This is a genomic window from Nitrospinota bacterium (assembly GCA_016208975.1).
GTDB lineage: Bacteria > Nitrospinota_A > UBA7883 > UBA7883 > JACRLM01 > JACQXA01.
On the sequence record JACQXA010000004.1, the window covers coordinates 1,454,058 to 1,475,275 of the forward strand.

A 21,218-nucleotide genomic window follows, 5' to 3' on the forward strand; every position below is an offset into this window, starting at 1 on the left:
GTCTTATGGACCGTCCCCAAGAAAAGCGTACTGCGGTTTAGATAAACAGGGAAATATTGGCGTCGGCGGCGAAATCCAGGAAAGTGGCCGCGCCACCCACCTCAACGCCGTCTATCAAGTCTTCCTTTTTAACGCCCATCACGTCCATGGTCATCTGGCAGGCTATCATGCGCACACCGAATGTCTTGCAGTCCTCCAGCATTTTGGGAATGCTGGCCACATTGGCCTTGCCCATCCAGCTGTTCATCATGGCGGTGGCCATCATGGTCATCCCGGGAAGGACCCCGATGATGTTAGGGACCGGTAGTGGCGCCGCCGGGTTGGCCAACGGGGCAACTTTCAGGTTTGCGTATTTGTGGCGGTTGACAATATCCAGACCATAGAAGGTAAAGAAGATCGCCGCCTCCATATCCAACGCCACGGCGGTGTTGGCCAAAATGAGCGGCGGATAGGCCATATCCAAAGTGCCTTTGGAGGCGATCAAAGCTATTCTCTTGGGCTTCTCACTCATGAATCATTCCCTTTCTTGAATCGGGCTTCAGGCTTTTTTAATAAAGAACTCGTACACCCCGCCGGACTCCTGAGAGCCGACAATTGGATTGCCAGTCCTCTTGGACCAAGCGGACATGTCGTTCACCGAACCAGGGTCGGTAGCGATCATTTTAAGCACTTGACCCGATGACAGCTCGTTAATGGCCATCTTAGTTTTCAGGATTGGTTCCGGGCAGGAGAGGCCCTTGCAGTCTATGGTTTTGTCCGCTGTCATGCTTGTACCCTCTAAGTTATTGTAAGTAGGTCTATTTAAGCTGTTGTTGCCATGCGGCGCCCTGTATTGCCCCGTTCACTTTTATTATACCCCCACGACGCGTACACAAGAACAGGCATGGATTATGGTTTGATTCCCGGATTTTAAAATGGATTCGGCCAGGGTAAGATTTTTGCCTGGCCGGAAATTTCGTGAAATACCGCTTTAGCCCGCTACGGGCGCAGGCTCCGGATGGGAGGAAATAATCCTGTGCTTGGTGGAATAATTCTTGTCGTTATTCACTATCTGCCGCGCAAGCCTTGATTTAGCGTTGATTATCAGCGGCCCCTGGAGGTTTGCGGTCATGTCGTAAGGATCCTCGGGGATGGTGACGATGGTTTTGATAACCAGTTCGTCCGGCCCCTGGGCGTTCATACCGGCCAAGTCCTCATCGGATATGGTCAGCGTATAATCTGCCAGGAAAAGGTACGGGTCTATCAAAAAGAACCCCAGTTCCGCGGCGTCCACCGCCTGAAGGATGGTAAGAGGAGAGCTTTCCAGAAACGGCAGTTCCACATATCTCTTGAAATCCGGGAACCCGATGATACCATCGGGAAAAGTGATTATTTCCGCGGGATTTATGGTTACGTCCCCCAGCCTGGCAGATGCGATTTTCATTTTTCAGCCTTTCCGCCGGGGGCGCCGGGTTTGTTTCCGGGAAATATGGCGGCCAGCTTCTCCATGTTCACCGCCTTTATGAATGCGGCCCGCTGGTTCTCCTCCTGGATTTTCGCGTAGATCTCTTCCCGGTGTATGGTCATATTCGGCGGGGCTTCTATCCCAAGGCGAACCTGCCTGCCCTTTATGTCTATGACCGATATCTTGATATTGTCCCCGATGGTGACAGATTCGCCCAGTTTGCGTGTAAGGACCAGCATTTTCAACCCTCCATGGTTCCGGCGCCGCCCTCCGCGCGCTCATGGGCCCGTTACCTTAAGAAGTCCAGCAACGACGGCTGGACGATAGACGATGAAGACTTCAGCGTGGCCTGGTAGGCAGTCTGCAACATGGCGAGGTCGGAAGCGGCCTTAAGGAAATCCGCATCCTCCACGAAGGATTTAAGCTTCGTGTTCTCGTACTTGCCCTGGTCCACCGAGTCTCGCGTGGAAACCACCTGGTTGGCGCGGGCCCCCACGGAGCCTCTAACCGCGTTGACGTTGGCCATCGTTGTGTCCAGCAACGCCATGGATGTCATTATACCGTTCGTATCGTTGGCTTTCAAGGCGGCTGACAGCCGCTGAAGCACAGGTATCACGTTCTGGCCGCCGCCTATGCCCAGAAACTCCGCCGTGGAGCCGGTGGCGGTGTCGAAAGCGTTGGCGACGGTGGCGGGGTTTGTGGAGGTGATATTCAGCTTCTGGCCCATGGCGTCGATGGCCGCGTTAACGTTTATCCCGGCTCCAACGGCGTTGATGGCGTCCAGCACGTTCTGGACCGTGGTTTCGGCCCCGGTGAAGGTGACGGTGGCCGAGGAGGCGCTGTTGGTAAGAGTTATATTGGTCAGCGTAAGGCCGGTTCCACCGTACAGGTCGGACAGTAATGTATTACCGGAAATCGTGGGGTTCAAGTCGTCCCCGGTGAACACGCTGGTGTTGCGTGACCCGGATATGCCCAGCGCCTGCGCCGTTCCGGAGCCGCCGTCTATTATTGAAAGCGCCTGTGTGGGATTGGCGTTGCTGTCTGTAAGTACAAGAGCGGTTCCATCCGCCGATATGGTGGCCGTGACGTTTAACCCCGTTCCGTTTATGGCGGCTATCACATCCTGAAGGTCAGTCATTGCCGCAGTGGTGATGGTGGCGGTAGCCCCCAGCCTGTTTGTAATGGAAAAATTGCCCGCCGGCACGCCGGAGCCGCCGTTAAGGCTGGCGAGCAGGGTGCCGTTGTTTGCGGAAGATAGGGCCGGGTTCATGTCGGTGGTCAAAAACTCGGAGGCGCGCACCGAGACCGGGATTATGGTGTTGGTGTTGATCTCCGCCCTCAGGTCTTTCCCGGAGCCAAGGTAGTTTCCGTTGGAGTCCACGGCCATGTTGTTGGATTTCTGGCCGGAGAAAATATACCGGTCGCCAACCCTGGTGTTGCCGTATTGGATCATCTGCTGGATTATATTGTCCACCTGGGTGGCGGCGGTTATCCGGTTTTCTGCGGTACCCATGGGAGCCCCGGCGTGCTGGACGGCCAATTCCTTCACCACCTTAAGCTGGTCATGCACGGAACCCAGGGTGGAGTCGGCCGTGCCGAGGTAAGCGTCCGCATTGTCCATGACCCTCAGGTACTGGTCGGCCTTGCCTATGTCTGTGCGGAACTGGAGAACCTCCATCATTCCAACCGGGTCGTCGCTTGGGCGGTTTATTCTTTTGCCCGTGGAGAGCTGTTCCTGGGCGGCCAGCATGCCCTGGTTGTTCCTGAAGGTGTGGAACAGGGTGCTGTCGTACATCATGCGGTTTGTTATTCTGAACATAAGATCACCTCACGGCTTGCCCGTTATGCCCCCATCCCTAACAGGGTCTGGAGAAGCTCGTCCACCACGTTCACCATCCTTGCGGCGGCCTGGTACGCATGCTGGAACTTTATCAGGTTCATGGACTCTTCATCCAGCGAAACGCCCCCAACCTGTTCCCGGCGCCGCTCTATTTCCACGTTTATCCCTTCCTGCTGGGTGAAGGCCGACATCGCCTGCTTGGACGCCACGCCAGCCTCGCCTACTATTGAATTATAGAATTGCGCGAAAGTGGCCGTGCCGGAGGCCCCCGGAGTGGCCTGGTTCATGGTCATGCTGTTCTGCAACTGGGCCAGGAGCAATGCGTTGTCGCCATCACCCTGGTTGGTGGTAAGCCCGGCGGCTATCTTGTTGGAGTCGGTAACCACCGCGGAATGCACCGCCATGTTCAGCGACGCGTCGGCGGCAGGGTTTACGATGAACTTGTCGTTGGCGGCCGGAGCGCCGTTTATAGTAACCTGCATCCCCTGCCCCAGCAGATAGGAGCTTACCTGGGGTCCACCGCCGTAAGCCTCGGTGGCCACTACGGAGCCGGTGGTAACGTCGCGGATATCATAGGAGCCGGGCGCCGTGAACTCTATCTGGAACTTGTGCACGTTCAGCGTGTCGGGCGCCACGATGGAGCCCGTTATGGTTCCCGTGCCGGTATTGTTGCGGTTGGCGGTCGTCACCATGTTGAAACCGGTGAAAAAGTCTTGCCCGGTGGAGCCGTCCAGCCCGTAGCCTGATGAGTGGATATTGTTTATGTCCCGGATGAGCGTGGCCGAAAGCTGGTCCAGCTTGTCCAGGTAGCTGGTCATGTCGGTATCCCGCATGTCTATCCAGGAGCCCATGCTACCGTTGGAGAATTCCGAAGTTATGTTGAACTCCTGGCCGGAGGTGTCTCTCCAAAATATGTCCGAGGCCAGCCCGTCGTCGGACCGCTGGCGGGCCGACAGGGTAAAAGCGGTCTGCCCTATCACAAGAGCCCGGCCATTGTTAAGGGAGAGGGTAATTTCCTTGTTGGTTGGGTCTTCAACGGTGTTCACCTGCACATAGGACGACAGCTCCCGAACCAGCGATTCGCGCTTATCCCGGAAGTCGTTGGCGTGGACGTTCTGGGCTTCGGCCTCGTGGATCACCGCGTTAAGGTTGGCTATCTCCCCCGTTATCCTGTTTATCTCGGTGATGGAGGAAGTGATCTTGGTGTTCAGGTCCACCCTTAAATTCTTAACGTCCTGGTTCACCTTGTTGAACATGTTGGACAGGTTCCGCCCCTGCGCTACCACATCGGTGCGTTCGGTGAGCCCCTTGGCGTTGGAGGCCAGGTCTTGCCAGCTTTTGAAGAAATTGTCGAAAAGCCCGTTTAACCCGTTGGTTCCGGACTCGTTGAAAACAACCTCCAGCCGCGCCATGAAATCCTGCCGGGCGTCCCAATATCCGGTGTTGGACTTGTTGAGCGTCCGCTGGCCCTCCAGAAACTGGTCGAAACGGCGGACAATTGCGGTGGCCCGGACGCCGGTGCCTACAAGCCCCGGGGAGCCGCCCGCTCTTATTGGGAAAGCCGCTTCAAGCTGGACTTCCTGTTTGGTGTAATCGGCGTTATTGACGTTGGCTATGTTCTGGCCGGTCACTTCCAGGGACAGCTGGTGCGCCATCAAGGCCACCTTGGCCGTGTTCATCGCCCCATATATGTTTGGCATGGCTTTATAGACCCTCTATCCTGGTTTTTCCGGTCTTTAAAATGTTCTGCTCACAACCTGGCCGGGCTTGAACGAAATCGCCGCCGGGCCGGTCCGCTCGTAGGTGGATTCCGGAGCGATAAGCTCTTTTAAGTTCGAAGCCGCCGAAGCGTTGAGCGTTACGAGCTTTTCTATGAAGCCCCGGTTTAAATCATTTTTCTCGGTGACCCGCGCCGTGGCGGTGTTCAAGTCCTCCCGGATGGCCATAAGCCGCGCTTTGGCTTCCCCGCCTGTCCGCTCGGCCAGATCCCTGATTCTTATATGCTTTACGGGCACGCCCAGCGCTTTGGATATTTTTTCAATGACTTTCAAACGGGCGTCCTCCACGGCCCTAAGGTTGGCCGCCAGGCTGAGTTTTCTCTTAATGGCCCCGTCCAACTGCCCTATGGAGTGGGTTTTCAACGCTGAAAATTCTTCTTCCAGCGCCGTCTCCATCTGGTTATAAAGCTTTATGTTAAGGGAAAGGATGCTTTCCAGTTCCTCTATAAGCCCTGATATTTCCATGTGTTTCCTTTTCGGGGTTTTTATTCGACCCCGCCTCCATTACTATCCATCGGTTTTTTGCCGCCATCCCTTGAAATATTTTGCGCTCCAGTCTCTTGCGCCGGGTTGCTCCCCTGGGATACCGATAACAACTGCTGAACCAGCGCTTCAGACAGGCCGCTGGTGCGGGAGTAGGCCATGTTTCTGGCCAATTCGTCGTCGAGAAGGCTACTGTAAACCTCTTCGCCGCGCCCGCCGTCTATAAAGCCGCTTTTCTGCACCGTTGATCTCATGGCCTTTAGCATCTGTCCCATAAAAACCGACTCAAACTCTTTGGCCAGCGTAGTCAGCTTTTCCTTCTCGGAAAGCTTCTTGTCACCGGAGAGGGAAAGAACCTGCCTGCCGCCGAAGCCAGCCGCCGGCTCTTGGATATTCTGGAGATCCTGGGCCCTGAGGGGCGTTAGGCTCACCTTCGAATCCATCTTTTCCTCTCTCTGTTTATCAAATGTTGCAGTTTGGGCGCCAATTCTTTGGCCCGCCCGCCAGTTAGATTATCTCCAGCTCCGCTTTCAAGGCGCCGGATACTTTAAGTGTCTGGAAAATCGCCACTAAATCCCGTGGGGCCACCCCTAGGGAGTTTAGGGCCTTCACAATGTCGGCTATGCTTACCCCCGGTTCCATTACCGCCACCCGGTCAGATTTGCCGCCCAACTCTTCCACCGTGAGAAGGGTTCTAGGTACCGATACCATCTGGCCGCCGGTCTTGGCGCCATCCTCCACCCGGATGGTCAGGTTCCCGTGGGATATGGCTACCCGGGATATACGGACGTTCTCGCCGATTATCACCGTGCCGGTACGTTCATCCAGCACCACTTTGGCCTGGTTGTCCGTCTCCACGTCTATATTTTCGATACGGGCCAGCAGGTCCACTTTCCTGTCTGCGTAATCGGCGGGGATGGTTATTTCAATGGCCGCGGAGTCCAGCGCCTTGGCCGTGTCCGGCCCCAGCGCGGCGTTTATGGCCGCCGTGGTCCGCTGGGTAGTGGTGAAATCCGGGTTGTGCAGGGATATGGTGAATTTAGCCAGTTTGGAGAATTCAAACTCCACCTCTTTTTCCACCACGGCTCCGCTGGCTATCCTGGCCACAGTGGGGTGGTTTTTCGTTTCACTCACCCGGCGGACCCTCTCACTGTACCCGCCCACCGATATGGGCCCCTGCGCCACGGCGAACACTTCGCCATTGGCGGCTTTTAACGGAGTAAGCAGAAGCGTGCCGCCATGAAGACTGCGGGCGTCCCCCAAAGAGGATACCACCACGTCTATTTTCGAGCCCTGTCTTGAAAACGGGGGAAGCTCGGCGGTAACCATCACCGCCGCCACGTTCTCCACCCGCACGTCACGGAGCATCCTCACGTCGGACACTCCCACGCGGGAATCGGTAAGTTGCCTCACGTCCACGGTGGTGCCCAGCCGCTCCAGCATGGAGAGCAGGGTTTGAATGGTGAACGGGCTTTTGTATGACTTGTCACCAGTGTTTTTAAGGCCCACCACCAGCCCGTAACCTATCAGCTGGTTGCTCCGCACACCCTCCACAGAGGAGATGTCTTTGAGCCTGGAGCCTTCCACCACCGCCGGGCTGGCTAATGTTATAACCGCCACGGCCAGAAGGGTAATGGCCTTTGTCAGTCTGTTACGTCCTGGTTTCATGAAATCCTCCTGAGCCTTTAGAAAGGCCATACTTTGTTTAGAGCCTTCCCTAGCCAGCCCGGGGCCTTGCCGCTGTCCATGCCGCCACCGCCGGTGTATTGGATGTCCACATCGGCCATCTGCGAGGAAAGGACCGTGTTGTTGTACTTAATGTCGTCTGGCCGCACCATGCCGCGCACCAGGATGTACTGTTCCTCGTTGTTTACGGCCATCCGGCGCTGGCCCTCCACCAGCATGTTGCCGTTGCCAAGCACCTCTGTAACCACGCAGGAAACCGTGGCGGAGAACTGGTCGGACCGCCCGGTGCTACCCCTGCCGGTGTATTTCTTGCCGCCGCCCAGCTTTATCTCCGTGGGGGTCACAGAGCCGGTGTCCAATGAAATGCTGTTGTCCAGCGATGAGCTGTCGGACGTGTCGGACTTGTTGAGCGCCGTGGTCTTTTCGATTATATGGACGGTCACTATGTCCCCGATCCTGCTGGCCTTGTTGTCGGAGAACAAAATGTTCTTCTTCGTGGCGCCGGGCCACAGAGACCCGTTGTTGTAGGTGTGTTTCTCCGGCTCCGCTTCCACCGAGGGCCGTGGCGGCGGGGTGGTGGAGCAGGCGGCGGTGAAGGCCGTAAGGGCCAGTAACAGCGCCGCCGCGGACCGGATCAAAATGTTTGTCATGGTAAATGTCTCCACGTTTTTTCTGTATTTAAAATTCCACGGTCACTTCCGCCGGGCCGGTTATCTTGGCGGAAAGCTGTCTGCCCGACTCCGCATTCACAACCCTTATCCTGTCGCCCATGTCGCCGGCCTGTTTGGCCTGGCCGGTGACGCTGATCTGAAGGGCGCCTTTGCCGGCGATTATGGAGACGGTGTCTCCGGTATTAACGAGCCTGGGTGTTGATAGCCATTCAGGCCTCACGGGGGCGTTGGTCTTTATCGCCCTTTCGGCCAGCTTGCCAGCCACATCGGCCACGTCGTTGGCGAACCGGTCGAACTCGCCGCCCACGGTCAGTTTCTCCACCCGCACGTCATCGGGGGCGATTATGGCGTTTCGTTTTATTTCCCTGGCCGCTACCACGGCGCTTAAAGTGACCCGGGCGGTGGCGGTGGCGCTGATACGGCCAATTGCCGTTTCACCTTTTTTTAATGTGATGGTGGCGTATATCCTGTCGCCGGTCCGGTTAAGGGAAGGCATCGTAACCTCCAGGCTGTCCGCCCCGGCCGGAATTTTAACGGCGCCGGGCAGAAAAACCTCCACCGACTCCACCACCCGGCCCGGCGCGTTCAATTCGGCGGCCACCTTGTCTTTCACGGCCTGTTTAACGCCCACGGCAGAATTTGCCGGGTAGATAATTCCTGGCCCGGCCTCGCCCCCCCATGCGGCAAAGGCCGCCGAGAGGACGATGGTCACCGCCGTAAATAATCTGCCTTTCATGGCTTTATTCCCGGATTATCCATTTACCGTTTTATGTTCGTGGCCGTCTGGAGCATTTCGTCCGACGCGGTGACCGATTTGGAGTTCACCTCGTAACCGCGCTGGGCCATGATCATCTGCGTAAGCTCTTCCACCACCGAGACGTTGGAAACTTCCACATATCCTTGCAGGATGGTGCCAAGCTCGTTGGTTCCGGCGGAGCCCACCATGGGAGGGCCGGAAGCGTCTGACTCCATGTATAAACTCTTGCCGTCGGACAGAAGCCCGGCGGGGTTTACGAAATTGGCCAGCTCTATCTGCCCCACCTCGTTGGGCGTGGTGGAGCCGGGCTGGGTGACGCTGATCTTCCCCTGCTTGTCCATGCTTATCAGCGTGGCGTCTGAAGGGATGGTGACGGGTGGATACAACGGGTACCCGTCTATGTTGACGATGGTTCCCGTGTTGTCCAGCTGGAAGTTGCCAGCCCGGGTGTAGGCCACTGTGCCGTCGGGTTTTTGTATCTGGAAAAACCCTTTGCCCTCGATGGCCATGTCCAGCTCGTTCGATGTGGATTTTAAGTCGCCCTGTAGAAATGTTTTGGTTACGCCCGCCGGTTTTACGCCCAAACCCACCTGGATTCCCGTGGGAACCTGGGAGCCGGTGGCGTTCACCGTGCCAGGCGCTCGGAGGGTTTGGTAGAGCAGGTCCTGGAAATCCGCCCGGCTCCGTTTGAACCCGTAGGTGTTCACGTTGGCCAGGTTGTTGGCGATTACGTCCACGTTCATCTGCTGGGCCACCATGCCTGTGGCGCCGGTGTATAACGACCTTATCATGGCTTTTTATCTCCCGCCTTTTTTCATGTTTTTATCTGCCCACCTGGCTTATCATCTGCCCGGTCATTGCGTCGTTCTCGGTTATCAATTTCTGGTATGTCTCCGCCAGCCTCTGGTTCTGGATAAGCTGGGTCATCTCCATGATCATGTTCACGTTGGACTGCTCCAATGTCCCCTGGGAAACCCTGGCGTTTTCCGCTTTCAGGGCCGCTCCGGGGTCTTCGGCCCTGTAAAGGCCGTTCCCTTCTTTCGTAAGCTCCAATGGTTTGGAAAACTCCACTATCTTCAGCTTTCCGGCGCTCCTGCCCGAGGCGGACATCTCCATGGGGACGTCGGAGTTTTGCCCGGTGGCGGACTCTTTCTCCACCCATATCTGGCCCGACTGGTCAACAGTCACCACGCCGTCATTCACTATGATGGGGCGGTCCATGTCGTCCAGCGCCACGTCGCCGTTGGCGGTTACAAGCTCTCCGTTGGGCCCCACCTGGAAATTGCCGGCCCTGGTGTAACGCTCGCCATTGGCGGTCATCACCGCGAAAAACCCTTCGCCTTCGATAGCCAGGTCCAACGGATTGCCGGTGCTTTTCATGGGGCCCTGGGCCTGGTCGGTGTACTGCTCGGAGGGAACGACAAAATCGCTTGGACGTGTTCCCTCGGAGCGGGTTGCGGCTGTTGGCTCCGAAGCCCCGGCCTTGGAAAGATAACTTTCAAACACAAGCCTGTCGGCCTTGTAACCGGGCGTGTTAATGTTCGCCAGGTTGTTGGTGATGGTCTCCAGCCGCCGCTCCGAGGCTAAAAACCCGGTGGCGGCCACGTACATCCCGCTGTGCATGCGTCAAGCCTTTCCATGTCAAAAATAGTCAACACCCACCAAAGCAAAGACGATGCCAACGGGTGAAAATCCAAAATATTGACGCTCAACTGGCGAAGTATGGCGGGTTTGGGCTATAGTTTTCCTATGGAAAGGGGCATTTTCCGAGCCATGAGCGTCAAAACCCGCAATCCTCTTGTCGGCGACCGGCTGTATGTCTCCCAAAAGGAGTTTTACCGGAAGACATATATAGAAGAGACCGCGCCGCCCTGGGAAAAGTCTTTCGACCAGGGATGGCTGGGAGCGACTTTAGAAAAGCTCGGCCCCGGCCAGGGGAAACTGGCGCTGGACATAGGCGCGGGCTCCGGACGCGCCTCCATAATCATGGCCCGGCGCGGTTATAAGGTTGTTGGGGTGGATTATGTTTTCCATCCACTCCCCTCGGCTTTAGCCAGGGCGCGAAACCGCCCATGGCCCAAGTTCATAAACACGGACCTTTTCGAGGCGCCGTTCAGGCAAGGCTCGTTCGACATGGCGCTGGACTGGGGGGTGTTCCACCATATAAGGCGCAGGGACACGGCGGGATACATTTCCGCTGTGACGGCCTTGTTAAAACCTGGCGGCGTTTTTCTGCTGGGTTGTTTCTCACGGAACTTCCGGCACGAAGGGGAAGGGAATAGAAAACGGAACTGGACCGTTCACCGGGGCCATTACGACCGGTTCTCCAGCGCCGGGGAACTGCGCGCCATATTCGCTCCATATTTTATAATGGGCCGGGTGTGGGAAAGCCCTTCGGGATTTTATTACCTGTCCATGCGCAAGGCGGGCTGACCATGGAAATATGCGACCGGTGCGGCGTGATGATCCAGCCGGGAGACGTGCGTTACATGGTGAAGGTCACCGTTAAAGTGGATGACGGCGGCGTCATCAACCAGCCCATCTCCGAAGAGGAGATGAAAAACATCATAGACCAGCTTTCCACCATAAGCTCCGACGAGCTGGAGAAACAGGTGTACGAGGAACGTTCCTTCATCCTTTGCCCAACCTGCAAACGGGCGTTCATGGATAGGCCTTTCGGCGACAGCCTGGACCGGCCACCGGGCGACTGGCCCACGGGCCCCTATTGAATACCGGCGGGGGGCGTTGATATTGGCGAAGGTTAAACAACACCGCGTGGCCATAATCGGCTGTGGCAGGATAGCCAGCATTTTGGAGGGAGACCCGTTGCGGGCCAAGCCCTGCACCCATGCCGGGGCGTTCGCCGCCCATCCGAAAACCAAGATAGTGGCCGGGGCGGACATCAATCCGGAACGGCTGAAACTTTTCGGCCGGAAATGGCGCGTGAAGGGATTGTACGACGATTACCGGAAGATGCTGGCCGCCGAGAAACCGGACATTGTAAGCGTGGCCGCGTGGACCGAGTATCACGCCGAGATGGTGATAGCCTGCGCCGAGGCGGGCGTGAAAGGGATATATTGCGAAAAACCCCTGGCTGTGAGCCTGCCCCAGGCGCGCAAAATGATAAAGGCTTGCCAGAAACATGACGTGGCCATGGTGGTGGGCCACGAGCGCCGGTGGGACAGGCGTTACCAGGTTATCCGTGAAAAACTGGCCGCGGGCGAACTGGGCCAATTGCGCTCCGTCACCGGGTATTGTCTCTCGGGCGCGTGGCCAAAACTGTCCCGCAAAAAATACGGCGGCGGCCCGGTGTTTCACGACGGCACCCACCTGGTGGACCTGTTCCGGTTCATCGCTGGCGACGCGGTGGCCGCCATGGCGGTGGAGGACAGGCGTCACGGGAACGCCAACGTGGAGTCCACCGTGATGGGAGTGATAGAGTTTGAAAACGGCGCCCGGGGGATGATAATAGGCGGCGGCGAACGGCAATATTTCCATTTCGAGCTGGACATCCAGACCGACCGCGCCCGCGCCGTGATAACGAACCATTCCGCCCATCTATATATGAAAGCCGAAAGCATGCATTTCACCGGGTTCACGGAACTTGAGCCCGCTGAGTTCCCGCCGGTCCCGGATTACATCAACCCGTTCGTTGGCGGGGTGGAGGATCTTGTAAACCAGGTGGAGACCGGAGCCCCCTCACTATCCTCCGGCGTGGATGGATACAAGGCGCTGGAAATAATCATGGCCCTCTACCGTTCGGCGGGCGGTGGCGGCCAGCGTGTGAAAATACCGCTCCGGTGAATTCCATGACGGACCGTTACACTAAAAACCTGATGGCGCTGGAGGCCAGGTTCCCCACAGCCGCTACCGCCGTGAGGGGCGCCGGGGACGATGTGGAAATCCTCCCGTCGCGCAAAGGCGTCCCCACTGGAAAACTGAGCGGCTCGTATCTGCACAGCGCCTACGATCCTATGGATGAGGCGATAAAATTCACACGCGGCCACGGCCTTGGCCCCGGCGACCATGTGGCGCTGTACGGCATGGGGCTGGGGCATCATCTAAAACCACTGCTGGACATCATCGGGCCCCAAGGCTTGCTGGTGGTGGCCGAGGCCAACGCCGCCATACTCAAGGCCGCATTGGCCGTGGTGGACGATCCGGCTGTTTTGAACGACCCGCGTTTAACGGTTGTGGCCGGTTCCGGCGAGGCGGAGTTCCTTTCCCAATGGGCCAAGGCGCTGGCCGCGCTGGACACGGAGCGGACGAGGGTGGTGATATTCAGCCCCTCTTTGAGGAATATGCCCGCCGGATTTAACATGGCCCGCCGGGCTGTGGAGATGGTGAGGATGGAGCGGCGCTTCCCCGTAATCATGGGTGAAGTGGAAAATGAAAATTTCCGGCGGAACCTGCCTCGGATAAAAAAATCCGCGGGGGTTAGCGCTTTGCGTGGAACGCTTACGGGGCGCGGGGCATTCGTGGTTGGCGCCGGGCCTACGCTGGACAGGGATATAGTGGAGCTTTGCCGTAACAGCCCCATGGCCATATTTTCCAGTGACACCGCCTGTCCCGTCCTGCTCTCGGCTGGCATCACCCCCCACATGGTTTTCACCGCCGATCCTCAGCCCGTCAGCCGGTGGCATTTCGACCTGGCCGGGAGATATGACATCCCGCTGGTCCTACCGCCCACGGCCTGCGCGAACCTTGTGGGAAGCTGGAGCGGCCCGCTTTATTTCGGTTTTCCCGCGCCGGAGCGGCACAAAGATCCCGCCCGGTCGTGGATGCGCTCCATGGGGGTTTTTGAAGGGGGCGGCTCGGTTTCCGCCTATGCGTTGGAGACGGCTTTCATGGCGGGCGCCAGTCACGTGGTTCTTGCGGGTCAGGATTTCGGATACCCATGGGGGCGCGTTTACGCCACCGGGTGCCTGCCGGATTGGTCGCAGGTTTCCATGTCCCAGGAAGGGCTGGCGCGGGAACGAAATTATTTTAATAACGGGACAACCCTTACGGCCCTGGCATTATACTCATATAGAAGAGCGTTTGAGGATTTGATCCGCGCCCATGATGGAACCAGGGTTTACACCCTTTCCGCCCATGGGGTGGCGCTGGAGGGAGTGGAGGCCATCCCGTCGCCCGCTGTTTTGGGTATTAAACCCGGCGAAGGTTTTGAATTCAACGCCCCGGCGTTTTCCGGCAACGGATATACCGCCGAGGTGGAGCGGGCCTTTATGGACTGGCTGGAAGGACAATGAAAGGCAAGATAGTCCACGCCGTAATCACCGTCTCTGACAGGGAGGGGGTGGAGAGCGAGGAAATACCCTTCCGCACCACCCGGAGCTCGCCGGGATACGAGGCGTACTGGCCCACATACAGGATAGTGGCGCAAGGTGAGATTGCCCCGGTCTTAGGCCCAACCCCCCTGGGGTACCGGGTGAAAGCGTTCAAGGGCAACTTCACCATAGTGGAAATGGAATGCGGGTTTGAAAACGACGCGGCAGTCAACGTCCTGGCCCTGAAGAACGCTTTGAGCCGTAAAGCCCTGGAGATTGCCAAAGCGTGGGATGCCGCCGCTGGATACGAGGAATACACTTTCTACTGCGTATCCGATTATGAGGGGTACGATGGTTTCCTGTCGCAAAACGGGCTGATGATATCCCAGCTGATAAAAGATGAAACGGCGGACCTGGCCCCTGAGGAAATCAAGGAAACCCTCGCAAGCTCCCTGCGTTACGACAACGAGGACCTGACGGTCATCGAGTGGGACGGCGCCCTGCTTCTGGACAAAGACGGCAATTTCGACGACAACATTACCTTGCTGGAGCTGGCGAACATCCAGCTTCTGGCCCTGCGCACCCTGGACAATAACCTGTCCCAGGAGATAGCCCGGTTCAAAAGGTTCGGGGACATCAAGACATCGAACATTTTCCGGCTTTCATCGTTCTTGAAATCCGTGGTCAACGTCCGCACGAAAAGCCTGTTCGAGCTGGACTCCATAGACGACGCCATAAAACTGTACGGCGACTGGTATTCGGCGAAAGTCTATTCCATCGCCGCCCGCAAGCTTTACCACGTCAAATGGCGCGACGCGGTGGAGAAAAAGCTGAACCTGCTGGAGAACATGTTCGAGATGGTGAGCCACCGCCAGGTGGAGCTGTACAACCTGATACTGGAGTTCTCCATAGTGGCCCTTATCGTTTTCGAGATCGCGCTTCTTTTGGCGGGGGTGGCGTAACTTGCCTTTCCCGCGCAAAGAAGGCGCGTTATACTTTACCGGGGTAAATTTTTAACTTATGAACACAACTATGGACATGCGCCCGGCGATGAAGGCTTTGGCGGTCTTTGTCGGGCTGGCGCTGTTTACGTGGATGCTTTACGCCGCACGGGACGCGCTGTTCCCCTTCGCCGTGGCGTTCGTGTTCGCCTATCTTTTAGACCCGGTGGTGGACCGGCTGGTAAAAGCCGGGGTGAGCCGGTCCACGGCCATACTCATCCTGCTGGCCGCGCTGTTCTCCATGCTGGCGCTGGCGGTGGCGCTGTTGGCTCCGCTCATTTCCGCCCAGGTGGAGGCGTTGGCCCGCAACGCTCCCGGATATGTGGAATCCGTCAAATCCCGCGTTGCGCCATTTATCGAAAGCCTCCCGGAAATGGACAGGGCCAAGGTGGAGGAATCCATCCGGGATTCCATGGGGGCTTTGGGTGACGCGCCGCTGAAAATAGTAAAAGCCGTATCCCAATCCTTGTGGGCCGGGTTCTCCTCGGCGGTGGGGTTCATATTCGCGCTCTTCAACCTGATAATAATCCCCGTGGCCACGTTCTACCTACTCAAGGATTTCGACGTGATAACCTCGAAACTCGCCAGCCGCGTGCCGCCCCGGAACAGGGAGCGGGCGCTGGGCTTTTTCACCAGGCTGGACGAGGTGCTCAACAGTTTCTTTCGCGGCCAGCTTACGGTGGCCTCCATTCTTGCGGTCTATTACGCCACCGGTCTGTTCTTCATCGGCGCGCCCATGGGGATACTCATTGGCCTGCTGGCCGGCTTTTCCAACATTGTGCCTTACATGCCCATATTCGTGGGGTTGCTACCCGCGCTGTTCCTTACCTGGTTGCAATATCCCGGCTGGGAATATCCGCTGATGACGCTGGCGCTTTTCGGCGTGGGGCAGGCGTTCGAGGGCTTGTTCCTTACGCCCCGGGTTATGGAATCGGCGGTGGGGCTTCATCCTGTGGCGGTGATGGCGGCGATATTCATCGGGGGCAGTTTCTTCGGTTTCACCGGGATTTTGCTGGCGGCTCCCGCGGCGGCGGCGCTGAAAGTGGCGCTGGAGGAACTGGACAGGGTTTATACCGAGTCGGATTTTTTCAAACAGGGCGCCGGGCCGGAGCAGGAATAAGCCTCACCGCTCCAAGGGCAGGCTTATGGTGATCAGCCCTTCCTTGCCGTTTATCTCCACGGCGAACCGGGACAAAAAACTCATCCCCACGATGGCGCTCACGGGGCCGCGCCCCTCAAAATTTAAAATCGCCGCGGGCACATCGTGGGCCGTGGCGCCGCCCACGCTCATTTTAGCCAAAATTATCACCGGGGCCGTCACCGCGCCACTGGGGGTGTGGAACACCCTTTTCTCCGCTTTCCGGCCGCTGTAACCCAGGGAATGGGCCAGTTTCTCGGTGATAACCACATATTCAGAGCCGGTGTCTATCCATGCGTCCCGCGCCGTGGACTTGTGGAATACCGCCGGGACAGTAATGGGGGAAACCTCCGGGTTGAACCCCAAGGTTGTGGCGCCGCCAGCCACATCCACCGCGCCGGAAGGCGCTTGATGGCTCCCGCCGGCCACCACTTCCACGGTGATGGGTTTTGATTTGCCCCTGTATCGCTCCGGGATGTTTTTTATGCCCCGGGTGATGCGCACCGAACCTTCATCATCACTCCAGATGTAGGCGGCATCGTTACCGGCATGGGCGTTGATGGCGGCGAAGAGGAGAGCCGCAACGATAAGCGGGACTTTCATCAGTCCGCCACCACGAAAGATTGGGCGAAGCCTTTACCTTTAAGCGTCTCCATCGCCTCGCGGGCCACATTAATATCGCCATAGGGCCCCGCCTGCACCCTGGTAAGGGCCTGACCGGCCGGGTTGGTGTATGGCTGTAACCGGGCCGTGAGGCTCATGTCGCCCAGGGAATCCCTCACCCGCCCGGCGTTGGCCGTTACGCCGAAGGCCCCCACCTGCACATAAAACTCCCCATGGGTAAAATCCGGCAGGGGGGTTGTGGGAGCGGGAGCCCCGTCCGCGCCCGGTTTGCCCTGGGCCAGCGCCACCACCCGCACCCTTGCTGTGCCGGGGCCTACTATCCCCAGTATTTTGGCCGCGCCGTAAGAGAGGTCTATAACCCTGTCGGGCACGAAAGGCCCCCGGTCGTTCACCCTCACCGCCAGCTTATTGCCGTTGTCCAGCCTGGTTACCTCCACCATTGTTCCCAGAGGAAGGGTTTTGTGGGCCGCGGATACGCCGTACATGTCGTAAGTTTCCCCGTTTGCGGTGGGTTTGCCGTCGAAATCCTTGCCGTACCAGGAGGCGATGCCCTCCTCCGAAAAACCGTAAGCCTCCGCCAGGGGGTAATATGTAACCCCCATCACCGTGTAGGGTTTAACGTTTTTCAACGCGCCCGGCGCCGGGGCTTGAGAGGGTGGCATTACCCCCACCTGTTTTTTTATTTGAGCCTTGGGCGCGCATGACGGAACAAGGAAGATGAATACGGTCAGGGCCAAAAGCCCGGCGCGGCGGTTCCGGAGATGATTTATAATGTTTTGCATGGCGCAAGGAATTTTCGCAGAACCATGGGCGTAGAGCAAACCAAAGTTTCCTTTCCCCTGCAAAGGGAGAGGGGGGACAGCCACCGGATATTGATCCAGGTGAATCCGGCGGACATCGCCTGGGTGGTGATGGTGGTGGAAAGCCACGAATTCCTGGGCGTCCCCCGCACCATCGACCAGAGCGACGGGATAGTGGAGATTCTCACCACCGGCGACTTTGTGGAAGACGCCCTGGCCCTGCTGGAATCATTGAAAGGCGAGATACCCTTAAACATATTGAACTACCGGTGAAGGAACTTTTCGATTCGCGCGTCACGGGCGCTGGAGCATAACCCCCAGCGGCTCTTAACCGGTTGTATTTACAAAGATTGTCCTTGGGCGCGCCCAAGGGTTGCCCCTATCTTGCGTCCGGTGGTGTCTCAGTTTGAAAGTACAGGGGAGATTCTTCACTTACGCTCAGAATGACAATATAAAAGCCGTTGATAACATTGTCATCCTGAGCGAAGCGCAAGCGAAGTGAAGGATCTGTCTATTGTTTGGGATTCAAACTGAGACAACGCTTCAAAAGCGCAATTTCCGCGCGGGCCTGTGGTGGTTTAGCCATAATATATTTGTATGGAAGAAGGCAGGATTTCCCCGCTCATCCTCAAAGTGGCCGATGTGCCCGAGGAGGGGTTGGATGAACAGTGGACGCTGACCACGGAAGACTTTTCCGTGGATACGCACCCCCTGCCGGTGAAAGGCGCTGTGTCTCTGGCCGGGCGGGTTTACCGCGACGGTAAAACGGTGTATTTCTCCGGCGAGGTTGAAGGCGATCTGGGGCTGGAATGCTCCAGGTGTCTCAAAGAGTTCCCGCTCCATTTAAAGGAAGCGGTGACGGCCGTGTTCATGCCAAAGGCGGACCTGGCGGCGGAAGCCGGGCTGGAAGAGGTGGAGCTTAGCGGCGAAGACCTGGACGTCCAGCTGTACGCCGGGGACGATATAGACCTTTATCCGCCGGTGCGGGACCAGCTGGCGCTTTCGGCGCCGATGAAACCGCTTTGCGCGGAGGATTGCAAGGGGCTGTGCCCCACATGCGGGGCGGACTTGAACGAGGCCCCGTGCGGTTGCGAGGCCCGGGAGGCGGACAACAGGTTCGCCGCCCTGAAGAAACTGTTTAATAAAAACGACTGACGCGTTTATTTTTGTTTTAGGAGGATTTTAAAGCCATGCCGGTTCCGAAGAAAAAAACCACCCGCGGTAAGCGGGGTCAGCGCAGGTCCCACGACAGGATCAACGCTCCTTCTTTTTCCGCCTGCCCCAATTGCGGCGCCGCCAGACAGCCCCACAGGGTATGCCAGGTTTGCGGCCACTACGCCGAAGCGCAGGTGCTGGAAGCTGAAGAGGCATAGGGCTTTGGGCTTTATGGCCCTTACGGTCTTGTCATGAGGGCTTCCGGGAATTAAGGTGGCAGAGCAGGATAGTTTTCGCAAAGGCGGTTCCGCCGATGGACATGGCTCCGTTCGCATAGCCATAGACGCAATGGGGGGGGACTACGCCCCCGGCGTAAACATAGACGGCGTAATCCAGGCCGTTGAATCCATAGACGACGTAAAGATAATCCTGGTGGGGGATGAGAATGTGATCCGCGCCGAGATGTACAAGCGCTCGTTCTCCCATCCGGCGGTGTCCATCCGCCACGCCGATGAAGTCATTCTTATGGACGACGCCCCGGCCGTGGCCCTGCGGAAAAAAAGAAACTCGTCTATCCATGTGGGCATACGCATGGTGCGCGAGGGCCAGGCCGACGCTTTCGTGTCCGCCGGGAACACAGGCGGGGTGATGGCGGTGGCGGCGGTTTTGCTGGGAACCGTGGAGGGTATAGACCGGGCGGCCATAGCCATACAGCTCCCCACCCAAACCGGGCACACGGTGCTTCTGGACGCCGGGGCCAACGTGGCTTGCAAAGCCATGCATCTATACCAGTTCGGCATCATGGGCTCCATATACGCCCAGTACGCGCTGGGGGACAGCCGCCCGAAAGTGGGCCTGCTATCCATCGGCGAAGAAGACGTGAAGGGGAACGATACCACCCGCGAGGCGTTCGACATGCTCCAGCGCTCCACCCTCAATTTCGTGGGGAACACCGAGGCGAAGCTCCTTTACCGGGGCGTGGCCGACGTGGTGGTGTGCGACGGGTTCACCGGGAACATCGCGCTGAAGATATCCGAATCGGTTGCGGAGATGATAACTGTCTTCCTAAAGCAGACTTTCGCTTTGAACTGGCGCTCCAAGCTTTCGTACCTTCTGCTGAAACCCTATCTTGAAAAAATGAAAAAGCGGATAGACCACGCCGAGATTGGGGGCGCTCCCCTGTTGGGCATAAACGGGGCGGTGTTCATATCCCACGGCTCTTCATGCCCCAGGGCCATAAGAAGCGCCATAATGGCGGCCAAACGGTTTGTGTCTGGCGACGTGAACGGACACATCCGCGAGAGCCTCATGCAGAACACCCACATCCTGGATCCGCGCAAGCTTAAGGCCGGCGAGCCGGAAGAAAAACCGGGCATATGGGAGCAGGTCAGGCGGAAGATGGGCATATCCAAAACCGGCGGGCACGAATCCCAGGAGAACCCGTGAGCGGACAGGGGATTATGGCCAGGGTGGCCGGCCTGGGAATGAACGTGCCGGAGCGAATACTTTCCAACGCCGACCTTGAGAAGATGGTGGACACCACCGATGAGTGGATAATCACCCGCACCGGGATAAAAGAGCGCCGCATAGCCGACAATGGCGTTTCCGCCTCCCAGCTTGCGATCCCCGCCGCCCTGGAGGCGCTGGAGCGAGCCGGGGTGGCCCCGGCCCAGCTGGACATGATAATCTGCGCCACCTCCACTCCGGACATGATGTTCCCCTCCACCGCCTGTTTCATACAGAACGGCATAGGCGCCAGGGGTTGCGCCGCGTTCGACCTTCTGGCGGCCTGCTCGGGGTTTGTTTACGGGCTTACAGTCGCCGACAAGTTCATAAAAAGCGGCGCCGCGAAAAACATACTCCTCGTCTCCAGCGAGATTTTCTCCCATATAGTGGACTGGAAAGACAGAAGCACCTGCGTGCTGTTCGGCGATGGCGCCGCCGCGGCGGTGATAACCGCTGGCAACGGCCCCTCGGGCGTGATGGATTCCCGCATATTCGCCGACGGCTCCTATGGCGACCTTCTTTACGCCGGAGTGGGCTCGGCCAATCCGGCCCATGCGTTGTACAAGGACGGCGCCACCCAGTTTGTGAAAATGAAAGGGAACAACCTTTTCAAGATAGCCGTAACCCTCATGGCCGACGTTTGCAGGAGCATTTTGGCGGACAACGGGCTTACCGCCGAAGACGTTTCCATAGTGATACCCCACCAGGCCAATGTGCGCATCATAAACGCCGTCGCCAAGGCGCTGGGGATGCCGGAAGAGAAATTGTTCGTGAACGTCCAGAAGTACGGGAACACCTCGGCGGTCACGGTGCCCCTGGCCATGTACGAGGCGCAAAAGGAAGGCAGGCTCCGCGAGGGGGACCTGGTTCTGCTGGTTGCTTTCGGCGGCGGCCTTACCTGGGGCGCCTCGCTTCTCCGCTGGTAAGAGGGTTTAACTTGATCCGGCCCGGCAAAACCGTTTGATTTTGGCGGGATCGGCCTTACAATATCAGAGCGTTGGGCTTAAGGGTTTTGCGCCCCGCTTTGCGCCGCTTGCGTGACTTGAAAAGCTTATAGTTCATAGG

The 21,218-nt window shown here is 57.9% G+C and carries 26 protein-coding genes; 11 read left to right on the forward strand and 15 right to left on the reverse strand.

All coding sequences use genetic code 11. The features are described 5' to 3' along the window. Positions 1 to 37: 37 nt before the first annotated feature. The 13 genes from HY751_10680 to flgF form a co-directional block, all read right to left on the reverse strand. Positions 38 to 511: a DsrE/DsrF/DrsH-like family protein gene (locus tag HY751_10680; protein ID MBI4666859.1), complete on the reverse strand. Its 474-nt coding sequence runs from the start codon at positions 509 to 511 to the stop codon at positions 38 to 40. Between the two features lie 27 nt (positions 512 to 538). Continuing rightward, positions 539 to 766: a sulfurtransferase TusA family protein gene (locus HY751_10685; protein ID MBI4666860.1), complete on the reverse strand. Its 228-nt coding sequence runs from the start codon at positions 764 to 766 to the stop codon at positions 539 to 541. A 204-nt stretch (positions 767 to 970) separates the two neighbouring features. Then, positions 971 to 1,423, reverse strand: a complete 453-nt coding sequence (locus HY751_10690) for a flagellar assembly protein FliW (protein MBI4666861.1) — start codon at positions 1,421 to 1,423, stop codon at positions 971 to 973. Continuing rightward, positions 1,420 to 1,683, reverse strand: a complete 264-nt coding sequence (gene csrA / locus HY751_10695) for a carbon storage regulator CsrA (protein ID MBI4666862.1) — start codon at positions 1,681 to 1,683, stop codon at positions 1,420 to 1,422. The genes HY751_10690 and csrA overlap by 4 nt, the downstream gene beginning before the upstream one ends. Before the next feature lie 50 nt (positions 1,684 to 1,733). Continuing rightward, the gene (gene flgL, locus HY751_10700) at positions 1,734 to 3,263 is read right to left on the reverse strand and encodes a flagellar hook-associated protein FlgL (GenBank protein ID MBI4666863.1); all 1,530 of its coding nucleotides are present in this window, start codon (positions 3,261 to 3,263) and stop codon (positions 1,734 to 1,736) included. A gap of 23 nt (positions 3,264 to 3,286) precedes the next feature. Continuing rightward, complete coding sequence (flgK, locus tag HY751_10705) at positions 3,287 to 4,984, reverse strand: flagellar hook-associated protein FlgK (GenBank protein ID MBI4666864.1); 1,698 nt, start codon at positions 4,982 to 4,984, stop codon at positions 3,287 to 3,289. 36 nt (positions 4,985 to 5,020) lie between these two features. Next, entirely contained in the window at positions 5,021 to 5,527 is a 507-nt protein-coding gene (locus HY751_10710) for a flagellar protein FlgN (GenBank protein ID MBI4666865.1), read from the reverse strand. A gap of 20 nt (positions 5,528 to 5,547) precedes the next feature. After that, complete coding sequence (locus HY751_10715) at positions 5,548 to 5,988, reverse strand: rod-binding protein (protein MBI4666866.1); 441 nt, start codon at positions 5,986 to 5,988, stop codon at positions 5,548 to 5,550. Between the two features lie 64 nt (positions 5,989 to 6,052). After that, the gene (locus HY751_10720) at positions 6,053 to 7,213 is read right to left on the reverse strand and encodes a flagellar basal body P-ring protein FlgI (GenBank protein ID MBI4666867.1); all 1,161 of its coding nucleotides are present in this window, start codon (positions 7,211 to 7,213) and stop codon (positions 6,053 to 6,055) included. A gap of 17 nt (positions 7,214 to 7,230) precedes the next feature. Beyond that, positions 7,231 to 7,881, reverse strand: a complete 651-nt coding sequence (locus tag HY751_10725; GenBank protein MBI4666868.1) for a flagellar basal body L-ring protein FlgH — start codon at positions 7,879 to 7,881, stop codon at positions 7,231 to 7,233. 28 nt (positions 7,882 to 7,909) lie between these two features. Further along, positions 7,910 to 8,638 carry a flagellar basal body P-ring formation protein FlgA gene (gene flgA / locus HY751_10730; GenBank protein ID MBI4666869.1) on the reverse strand — a complete coding sequence of 243 codons (729 nt, stop codon included), beginning with the start codon at positions 8,636 to 8,638 and terminating at the stop codon, positions 7,910 to 7,912. Positions 8,639 to 8,661: 23 nt separating this feature from the next. Continuing rightward, the gene (gene flgG / locus HY751_10735) at positions 8,662 to 9,450 is read right to left on the reverse strand and encodes a flagellar basal-body rod protein FlgG (protein ID MBI4666870.1); all 789 of its coding nucleotides are present in this window, start codon (positions 9,448 to 9,450) and stop codon (positions 8,662 to 8,664) included. Between the two features lie 31 nt (positions 9,451 to 9,481). Continuing rightward, positions 9,482 to 10,282 carry a flagellar basal-body rod protein FlgF gene (gene flgF, locus HY751_10740; protein ID MBI4666871.1) on the reverse strand — a complete coding sequence of 267 codons (801 nt, stop codon included), beginning with the start codon at positions 10,280 to 10,282 and terminating at the stop codon, positions 9,482 to 9,484. Between the two features lie 150 nt (positions 10,283 to 10,432). Here flgF and HY751_10745 point away from each other — a divergent pair, with 150 nt between their 5' ends. From HY751_10745 to HY751_10770, 6 genes are read left to right on the forward strand one after another with little or no spacing between them, the layout of a single operon-like run. Beyond that, complete coding sequence (locus HY751_10745; GenBank protein MBI4666872.1) at positions 10,433 to 11,092, forward strand: class I SAM-dependent methyltransferase; 660 nt, start codon at positions 10,433 to 10,435, stop codon at positions 11,090 to 11,092. Between the two features lie 2 nt (positions 11,093 to 11,094). Then, positions 11,095 to 11,388 carry a hypothetical protein gene (locus tag HY751_10750; GenBank protein ID MBI4666873.1) on the forward strand — a complete coding sequence of 98 codons (294 nt, stop codon included), beginning with the start codon at positions 11,095 to 11,097 and terminating at the stop codon, positions 11,386 to 11,388. Positions 11,389 to 11,410: 22 nt separating this feature from the next. Beyond that, positions 11,411 to 12,463, forward strand: a complete 1,053-nt coding sequence (locus HY751_10755; protein ID MBI4666874.1) for a Gfo/Idh/MocA family oxidoreductase — start codon at positions 11,411 to 11,413, stop codon at positions 12,461 to 12,463. Positions 12,464 to 12,468: 5 nt separating this feature from the next. Then, positions 12,469 to 13,911, forward strand: a complete 1,443-nt coding sequence (locus HY751_10760) for a motility associated factor glycosyltransferase family protein (protein MBI4666875.1) — start codon at positions 12,469 to 12,471, stop codon at positions 13,909 to 13,911. Beyond that, positions 13,908 to 14,891 (forward strand): hypothetical protein, encoded by a 984-nt coding sequence (locus HY751_10765; protein ID MBI4666876.1) that lies wholly within the window; start codon positions 13,908 to 13,910, stop codon positions 14,889 to 14,891. Before HY751_10760 ends, HY751_10765 begins: the two co-directional genes overlap by 4 nt. Positions 14,892 to 14,949: 58 nt before the next feature. Next, positions 14,950 to 16,050 carry an AI-2E family transporter gene (locus tag HY751_10770; protein ID MBI4666877.1) on the forward strand — a complete coding sequence of 367 codons (1,101 nt, stop codon included), beginning with the start codon at positions 14,950 to 14,952 and terminating at the stop codon, positions 16,048 to 16,050. Between the two features lie 3 nt (positions 16,051 to 16,053). Here the strand turns inward: HY751_10770 and HY751_10775 are convergent, their stop codons facing one another. After that, positions 16,054 to 16,671: a clan AA aspartic protease gene (locus tag HY751_10775; GenBank protein MBI4666878.1), complete on the reverse strand. Its 618-nt coding sequence runs from the start codon at positions 16,669 to 16,671 to the stop codon at positions 16,054 to 16,056. Then, the gene (locus HY751_10780) at positions 16,671 to 17,354 is read right to left on the reverse strand and encodes a septal ring lytic transglycosylase RlpA family protein (protein ID MBI4666879.1); all 684 of its coding nucleotides are present in this window, start codon (positions 17,352 to 17,354) and stop codon (positions 16,671 to 16,673) included. The genes HY751_10775 and HY751_10780 overlap by 1 nt, the downstream gene beginning before the upstream one ends. Positions 17,355 to 17,453: 99 nt before the next feature. Between HY751_10780 and HY751_10785 the strand changes: the two genes are divergently transcribed. From HY751_10785 to HY751_10805, 5 genes are all read left to right on the forward strand, one after another. Beyond that, positions 17,454 to 17,765, forward strand: a complete 312-nt coding sequence (locus HY751_10785) for a DUF4911 domain-containing protein (protein ID MBI4666880.1) — start codon at positions 17,454 to 17,456, stop codon at positions 17,763 to 17,765. Between the two features lie 324 nt (positions 17,766 to 18,089). Further along, on the forward strand, positions 18,090 to 18,647 hold the full coding sequence (locus HY751_10790) for a DUF177 domain-containing protein (GenBank protein MBI4666881.1): 558 nt from the start codon (positions 18,090 to 18,092) through the stop codon (positions 18,645 to 18,647). 35 nt (positions 18,648 to 18,682) lie between these two features. Then, on the forward strand, positions 18,683 to 18,865 hold the full coding sequence (gene rpmF, locus HY751_10795; protein ID MBI4666882.1) for a 50S ribosomal protein L32: 183 nt from the start codon (positions 18,683 to 18,685) through the stop codon (positions 18,863 to 18,865). Positions 18,866 to 18,995: 130 nt separating this feature from the next. Continuing rightward, positions 18,996 to 20,093: a phosphate acyltransferase PlsX gene (plsX, locus tag HY751_10800; GenBank protein MBI4666883.1), complete on the forward strand. Its 1,098-nt coding sequence runs from the start codon at positions 18,996 to 18,998 to the stop codon at positions 20,091 to 20,093. A gap of 14 nt (positions 20,094 to 20,107) precedes the next feature. After that, on the forward strand, positions 20,108 to 21,079 hold the full coding sequence (locus HY751_10805; protein ID MBI4666884.1) for a ketoacyl-ACP synthase III: 972 nt from the start codon (positions 20,108 to 20,110) through the stop codon (positions 21,077 to 21,079). The last annotated feature ends 139 nt before the right edge of the window (positions 21,080 to 21,218 follow it).